The organism is Clostridium sp. 1001270J_160509_D11 (assembly GCF_015667935.1).
Lineage (GTDB): Bacteria > Bacillota > Clostridia > Peptostreptococcales > Peptostreptococcaceae > Intestinibacter.
The window spans coordinates 24,524-32,805 of the sequence record NZ_JADPET010000012.1; the positions used below are offsets into that span (position 1 = coordinate 24,524).

The window sequence follows — 8,282 nt, forward strand, 5'->3', positions numbered from 1 at the left end:
AAAGGAAAATAACCCTTTTTATTGAATATAATATATATTTCAATCTAATTAGTGCAGAGAGGAGAGAATATAATGGGAAAGAAAGAAGTAAATCAAACACAAAGTGTAAAAAACAGCATAATTGAATGGGTAAAAGTTTTTGGACTAGCTATTGTATTAGCATTTGTAATAACTTTATTCATAAAACCAACACTAGTTAGTGGAGATTCAATGCTTCCAACTCTTCACGAAAATGACTATCTTATAATAAATAAAATTGGATATAAAATAGGGGAACCTAAAAATGGAGATGTTATAGTTTTTAAATCTGACTTAGAAAAAAATGATGGCACAACCAAAGATTTAGTAAAAAGAATAATTGGTGTTGCAGGAGACAAAGTTGTAATTAAAGACGGCAAAGTTTATTTAAACGATAAGTTACTTGATGAAACTTATTTAAGCGAAGGTATGGATACTACTGGAGATGTAGATATAGTAGTTCCCGAAGGAAAACTCTTTGTATTAGGAGATAACAGAGAAGTTAGTTTAGATAGTAGATACGAACAAGTTGGACTAGTTGATGTAAATGATGTAGAAGGAAAAGTTTTAGTTAGACTATATCCCTTCAATGATATTAGTCTAATTAAATAGTTTATTTAATATATTTTTAAAGATTAATTAGGTACAAATATATATAACCAATAATAAAATAAATAAAAGGGGAAACATATTTTAATTTATAATATTTAAATAGATTTTCTTAGAAGAGGGGTACAACTATGGTTAATTTAAATATTAATGGAAATGTAAAAACATACACTGTAAAAAATAATGAACAAGGAATTAAACTATCTGATATAGCGAAAGATGTAGAACAAGATTATTCAGGTTATATATCGCTAGCTGTAGTAAATAATGAATTAAAGGAATTGAATACTTATATTAAAGAAGATAGTGATATACAATTCTTAGATACTAAAAATCCAGATGGACTTAGAGTATATACTAGAACGTTGAATCTTGTCTTTATTATGGCGTGTAAATGTCTGTTTAAAGATAGTAGAGTAGTAATAGAACATTCATTATCTAATGGAGTTTATTGTGAGATACATCTTGATAGAGCTATTACTAAAGACGACATAGCAAATATTAAAGAAAAAATGGATAAAATAATATCTAATGATTATGAAATAAATAAAACTGTATATAGCAAAGAAGAGGCAATAAAAATATTTGAATCTGTTGGTTTGAATGAAAAGGCCGAATTAATCAAGTATAAAGATGGAGATACTGTAAAAATATATAAATGTAATAACTATATTGATCATTTTTATGGATATCTTATGCCTTCAACTGGATATATAAAAAGTTATGATTTATTCAAATATAAAAATGGAGTAATATTAATGGCTGCTAGCGAAGATGATAAACACATCCCTAAAAAGTTTATACCACAACCAAAGCTTGCAAGTATTTATAAAGAAGCAGAGCGTTGGTCAGATTTAATGGGTGTAGACAAGGTATTAACTCTAAATAAAATAATAGAATCAGGAAAATATGGCGAGATAATAAGAATTGTAGAAGCATTACATGAGAAAAAGATTGGACAGATTGCCGATATAATAAACGAAGAAAACAAAAGAATAATTTTGATTGCAGCACCGTCTTCATCAGGAAAAACAAGTTTTGCGACAAGGTTATCTATTCATCTAAAAGTTAATAACCTAAATCCTATATCTATCTCATTAGATAATTATTTTATAGATAGAGATAAAACTCCATTAGATGAGTTTGGACATTTAGATTATGAATCTATACGTGCGATAGATTTAAAAAGATTCAATAAAGACTTAAATGATTTATTAGAAGGAAAAGAAGTTCAACTTCCTAGATATAACTTTATAACAGGAAAGAGTGAACCAGGCGAAATTCTACAAATAGATGAAAATCAGCCGATAATATTGGAAGGTATACATGGTTTAAATCCAATGTTAACAGCGTCAATACCTGATAATGAAAAATTCAAAATTTATTTAAGTGCATTGACTCAATTAAATTTAGATGACCACAATAGAATACCAACTACTGATTTAAGATTAATCAGAAGAATAGTTAGGGACAATCAATTTAGAGGTCATACTGCTGAGATGACTATAAAGGGATGGCCATCTGTAAGACGAGGAGAAGAAAAAAATATCTTCCCTTATCAAGAGCAAGCTGATGTAATGTTTAATACTGCTTGTGTTTATGAATTATCATTATTAAAAGCATACGCAAAACCATTATTAAAACAAATTGATAAAACAAGTGAAGCATATATCGAAGCGAAGAGACTTCTAAAATTGCTACAATACTTTGTGGAATTAGATGACTTATCTGATATACCACCAACAGCAATAATTAGAGAATTTATTGGTGGAAGTAAAATCGTACACTAAGTTTATAAAAATATATAAAACAAATAAAAAGTAAGAATCAATTATAATAAAATTTGATTCTTATTTTTTTATAATAAATTTGATATAGAAAAAATATTTTTTATACACTAAGTATTTGAGTTGAAATTTAGATTCAAATCATGTACTATAGTAATATCTAATGTTTAGATTATTCAAATAATTTGGAATCTGAACTTAAATTGTTGGTAAAAAATGAAAAGAATACATGAATACATTGCCAATATATGTATTAGGTTTTTTTGACAATTATATATATTTAATATATAATTATTTTTATATTAAGTAAGTTAAGTGACTTTTTTGGGGGTAAGAAAAATGAAGGATTTGTTAGTATTGCGAGACCTAGAGTGTGTTAAAGCTATTGCACACCCAAGAAGAATAGACATACTGAATGCTTTTGATAAAGAACCATTATCGGCAAAGCAATTATCAGAGATGTTAGACGAACCACATGCTAAGATAAACTATCATATTAAAACATTATACAATGTAGGAATATTAGAATTGGTTGAGGAAAAAATAAAATCTGGTATAGTTGAAAAATATTACTACCCAACAGCTAATAATGTTGTTATGAGTAGAAAAATAATTGATTATACTCTAGATCCTGCAAGTAAAGATGGGGCTGTATCTATTTCTGATTTTGAAGATACAATAGAGCATTTTTATAATGCTGTTGAACAAGGGGCATTAAAATTAGATAGTGTTTTAGAATACAGAGATATAAAATTATCAGATTCTGAAATTATTGAATTAAAAAATACGATTAATGATAAGGTTTCAGAAATTTTAGCAAATAGAAAAGAAAATGACGAAGTTAAAAAACATGATCTAATGATGGTAGCAATACCTACAGATCTTGATAATGAAATTGCAGAATAAGTATCAACTATGTTGGTACTTTTTTTAGTTAATTTAAAAATCATAGTAATGTTTATACTAGCATTTTAATTATGGTTTTATTAAAAAATATATTAATAAGGTGTATTTTAGAAAGGAAATTTGTTTATGAGATATTTTGGGAAGACAGGGATGAAGATAAAACGAGTTGGATTTGGAGGAATTCCTATACAACGAATAAGCCAAGAAGATACAAACAAAGTAATTGATGAACTAGAAAAGTGTGGAGTTAATTTTATCGATACGGCAAGGGGATATACGGTTAGTGAAGAGTATTTAGGAAATGCACTAAAAGGAAGAAGAGAAAAATTCTACATAGCAACTAAATCAATGTCAAGAGATTATGAATCTATGAAGAGAGATATAGAAATCAGTTTAAAAAATCTTCAAACTGATTATATAGATTTATATCAGATGCATAATGTAAAACCAGCAGAATATGATACTTTATTTGGTGAAGATAAAGCATATAGAGCTTTGTTAGAAGCAAAAGAACAGGGAAAAATAAAACACATTGGAATAACTAGTCATGGTTTAGAAACTGTTGAAAAAGCTGTAGAAAGTGATAAATTTGAAACTATACAATTCCCATACAATATAGTTGAAAATCAAGCTGATGAAGTGTTTAAAAGAGCATATGAAAAAGGTGTTGGAACAATAGTTATGAAACCATTAGCAGGTGGGGCGATAGATGATGGAACATTAGCTATGAAATATTTATTATCAAGAGAATATATTGATGTTGCAATACCTGGTATGGATAGTCCACAACAAGTTATAGAAAATACTGATGTATTACAAAATTATGAGTTAACAGAAGAAGATAATAAAAAGATTGCTAAAATTAAATCAGAATTAGGAACTAATTTCTGTAGGAGATGTGAGTATTGTCTTCCATGTCCAAAAGGTATAAATATACCTCAAAACTTTTTATTAGAAGGATATTATAATAGATATAATTTAAAAGATTGGGCAGTAGATAGATATAGAGGACTTGCTGAAAATGAAAGAGCGAGTAATTGTATTGAATGTGGTGCCTGTCAAAAGAAATGTCCATACGAATTACCAATAATAGATATGTTAAAAAAAGTAGTTGATACTTTAGAAAAATAAATATAAATAAAATAGATTGCATCAACAATATGTTAGACTGCAATCTATTTTTATTGTTTATTTTTCAGTTATTGTATAAGAAACATCATATTTTGAGGCAGGATAAAGAAATATTTCAACTCTAGGATCTTCTTTATCTATATAGTTAAATAATAAAACAGGTTTAAGTTGTTTATCATTTTTTATTATTCCACTTTTCTCAATTCCATCACATATACTCTTAGGATAATTGTGTAAATCACCCATTCTTTTATTTGGGAAATAAAGTTTTAAAACAGTTATTAAATCTTCTTCTATTTGTTCACCCTGATATTGTTTGTTTATATATCCCGCAATCATGTTTTCATACGCTAAATATTTAGAATGTTTTCCTTTTGCTGGCATCCAGGCTTGACCATGAATATTAGTAAGTTTAAAATTAGATTTACTAATAGGTCGACCTGGGATTGTTAGTTTTATCAAATTATCACTCCCTTACCTTTAGTTATTATAAAACTAAAATGCAATTTACGAAAGGAAATTTTATGGATAAAAATAGATTAATAGAAATTTGTAACAACTTGGGAATAGATACTGTAGGAATTGCACCAGTTGGCCCATATACTGAATTGAAAAAAATTTTGATAGATAGAAACGAAAAGCAATATTTAACTGGGATGGAAGAGGAAGATATAGAAAAAAGAACAAATCCAAAGTTAATAATGGAAGATGCAAAATCAATAATAGTATGTGCATTTCCATATTATGCAGGAGAATATGAAGATACAAATCTATCTAAATATTGCTATGGTGAAGATTATCATATTGTAACAAAACAAATATTAAATGAGGTATGTCTACAAATTGAAAATGAAATCCCTGAATTTAAATATGAAATATTTGCAGATAATGGTCCTTTGGTTGATAGATATTTAGCATATTTAAGTGGAATAGGGTATTTTGGAATAAATAACAACATAATAACAGATAAGTATGGCTCTTATGTATTTATTGCATACATAGTGAACAATTATGATTTTGAAAAAGATATACCGCTAGATAAAACTTGTTTAAAATGCAATAAGTGCGTTAAAGCCTGTCCAGGAAATGCTCTTTTAGGAAATTTTGAAATAGATCCAAGAAAATGCCTTTCATACATTACCCAAAAAAAAGAAGAGTTATCTGAACAAGAAGAAGATGCATTAAGAAAAAATAAAAAAGTTTTTGGATGTGATATATGTCAGGATATATGTCCACACAATAAAAATATAGAAGTTACAAACTTCCCTCAATTTAAAGAGAATTTAATGACAAAAATAGATATAGATGAAATTAATGAAATATCTAATAAAGAATTTAAACGAAGATATAATAATAAGGCATTTAGTTGGAGAGGAAGAAAACTTATTAAGCGAAATTTAGATATAATTTATGAAGAAAACAAAATAAATCTTTAAAATTTTGATAAATAAAGTAAATATTCATAATTAATAATATCCCTCAAACATATAATTAGATAAGATGAAAAAATGTTGTATTGAGGGGAGAGGGCTATGAAAAAATTTAAAAATACTTCTGAAGTTGAACCTTATGATGGTATTATTGGTCAAGAAAGAGCTGTAAGCGCAATGCAATTAGGGCTACAAATGAATAATCCAGCTTATAATATATATGTTTCAGGATATTGTGGAAGTGGAAGAATTACTTATGTTATAAATGAAATTCAATCCCAGCAAATTGATGAGAGCAAAATAAAGGACTGGTGTTATGTATATAATTTTAAAGACGGAAGATGTCCAGTTGCTATTGACTTTCCAGCAGGGAAAGGTATGGAATTTAAAGAATACATGGAGGATTTAATTGAAAGCTTAACAGAAGAAATTAACGAAGCATTTGAAAATGAGGAGTATGAACTTACAAAAAATAAATTATTACAGACGTATGAGTTTGAAAAAGAAAAACTATTAAAAAGTGTAAGAAATTATGGTAGAGAAAAAGGATTTAAGCTTAAGAGTAGCTCTTCAGGCTTTATATTTATGCCTATAGATGATAATTATGAAGAAGAAATATCAGCAGAAGAATTTTGTCAGACTAAAAAAGAGCTTGAAGAAATGGCTATACAAGTCTTATATAAATTAAAAGAATTAGAAGAAAGAGTAAAACAAGTCGTTATTGAAACAGAGAACCAAATCGGCAAATTAGTAGTAGTACCATATATAGAAGCTGCCAGAGAAAAATATAGTGATAATAAAAAAGTATTAGATTATTTAGATGAATTAGAAGAAAATATATTAGAATATATATATCTTTTCTATTTAGATGAAGATGATTTAAAAGATAAATATGATAAAAACTATACATTAAAATACGAAGTAAACTTATTTGTAGATAATTCAGAGTTTAAGAAAGTTGTTGTTGAAAATGACCCAAGACCAAGTAATTTATTTGGAAAAGTAGAATATGAATATCAAAATGGAAATCTAAAAACAGACTTTACAAAGATAATTCCAGGTGCATTTCATAAAGCTAATGGAGGATACTTAGTTTTATATGTAGATCAACTTTTAAGATATGCAAATACATGGGAATTGCTCAAAAAGACATTAAAAACTGGACAAATAGACATAGAAGGGCAAGGTTTTATAAATCCAATGCCTATTCCAACTGACTTAAAAATAATACTTATAGGAAGTAGATATTTATATAATCTTATATATAATTACGACCCAGAATTTATGAAATACTTTAAAGTATTTGTGGATTTTGATGATGAGATGAATAAAACAGAAGAAAATGAAGATGCAATAAGTGGTTTTATATCATATCAATGTAAAAAAAATAACTATAAACACTTATCTTATGACGCTGTTACACAAGTAATTAATCAAAGTATGAGAATGGTAGAGGATAAAAAGAAATTATCTACTAATTTTAATAAAATAATGGAAATGATAAATGAAGGAAATCTATATGCACAAATGGATAATTCAAAATATATAGAAAAGAGACATATAGAAAAGGCTATACAATCAAAAAAATATAGAATTGATAAAATTGAAGAAAAAATAGATGAATCATATAAAAGAGAAAATACATTAATCGACATAAAAGGGAAACAAGTAGGCGTAATTAATGGATTATCTGTTTTGAGTACTGGTGAACACACATTTGGCAAACCTTCACGAATAACTGTTTCGACAGCCTGTGGAAGTAAGGGCATTGTAAATATAGAAAGAGAAGCCAAAATGAGTGGTTCTATCCATAATAAAGGGGTATTAATACTAGAAGGATATTTAGCAGAAAATTTTGCACAAGAGTTTCCATTATCGCTAAATGCATATATTTGTTTTGAACAAAATTATGGCGGTGTAGATGGAGATAGTGCCTCATCTGCGGAATTATATGCTTTATTATCATCATTAAGTAATATAGGAATTAAACAAAATATTGCTGTTACAGGCTCTATAAATCAAAAAGGTCAAATTCAAGTAGTGGGTGGAATTCCTAAAAAAGTAGAAGGATTTTATTACTGCTGCAAACATAAAGGACTAACAGGTGATCAAGGTGTAATAATTCCAGCAAAAAACGAAGACAATTTAGTGCTTTGTAGTGAAGTGGAAGAGGCTATAAAAAATAAAAAATTCCATATTTATAAAGTAAATAGAATCGAAGAGGCAATGGAAATTTTAACAGATGAAAAATTTAAACTAATAAAAGAATTATCTATAGAAAAATTGAGAAAATATAGTGAATATAAAACAAAATAATCTTACTTAATAAATGAAAATGCTAACAAATCAAGCAATAGTGACTCGGACGAATTAAAACAAAATAATAAAAAAGTACAAAACA

General features: G+C 27.2%; 7 protein-coding genes. 6 read left to right on the forward strand and 1 reads right to left on the reverse strand.

What is annotated here, in order from left to right:
- Window positions 1–72: 72 nt before the first annotated feature.
- From lepB to I4U58_RS02615, 4 genes are all read left to right on the forward strand, one after another.
- Entirely contained in the window at window positions 73–630 is a 558-nt protein-coding gene (lepB, locus tag I4U58_RS02600; protein ID WP_195929486.1) for a signal peptidase I, read from the forward strand.
- A gap of 128 nt (window positions 631–758) precedes the next feature.
- The gene (locus tag I4U58_RS02605; RefSeq protein WP_195929487.1) at window positions 759–2,417 is read left to right on the forward strand and encodes a nucleoside kinase; all 1,659 of its coding nucleotides are present in this window, start codon (window positions 759–761) and stop codon (window positions 2,415–2,417) included.
- A gap of 336 nt (window positions 2,418–2,753) precedes the next feature.
- Window positions 2,754–3,320 (forward strand): helix-turn-helix domain-containing protein, encoded by a 567-nt coding sequence (locus tag I4U58_RS02610; protein WP_195929488.1) that lies wholly within the window; start codon window positions 2,754–2,756, stop codon window positions 3,318–3,320.
- 126 nt (window positions 3,321–3,446) lie between these two features.
- Window positions 3,447–4,451, forward strand: coding sequence for an aldo/keto reductase (locus tag I4U58_RS02615; RefSeq protein WP_195929489.1), 1,005 nt, complete (start codon window positions 3,447–3,449; stop codon window positions 4,449–4,451).
- Between the two features lie 57 nt (window positions 4,452–4,508).
- On the opposite strand, the gene I4U58_RS02620 is transcribed toward I4U58_RS02615, so the two are convergent.
- Window positions 4,509–4,913: a RusA family crossover junction endodeoxyribonuclease gene (locus tag I4U58_RS02620; RefSeq protein ID WP_195929490.1), complete on the reverse strand. Its 405-nt coding sequence runs from the start codon at window positions 4,911–4,913 to the stop codon at window positions 4,509–4,511.
- A gap of 62 nt (window positions 4,914–4,975) precedes the next feature.
- Between I4U58_RS02620 and queG the strand changes: the two genes are divergently transcribed.
- Window positions 4,976–5,887, forward strand: coding sequence for a tRNA epoxyqueuosine(34) reductase QueG (gene queG / locus I4U58_RS02625; RefSeq protein WP_195929491.1), 912 nt, complete (start codon window positions 4,976–4,978; stop codon window positions 5,885–5,887).
- A gap of 96 nt (window positions 5,888–5,983) precedes the next feature.
- On the forward strand, window positions 5,984–8,197 hold the full coding sequence (locus I4U58_RS02630) for an ATP-binding protein (RefSeq protein WP_195929492.1): 2,214 nt from the start codon (window positions 5,984–5,986) through the stop codon (window positions 8,195–8,197).
- Window positions 8,198–8,282 lie beyond the last annotated feature (85 nt).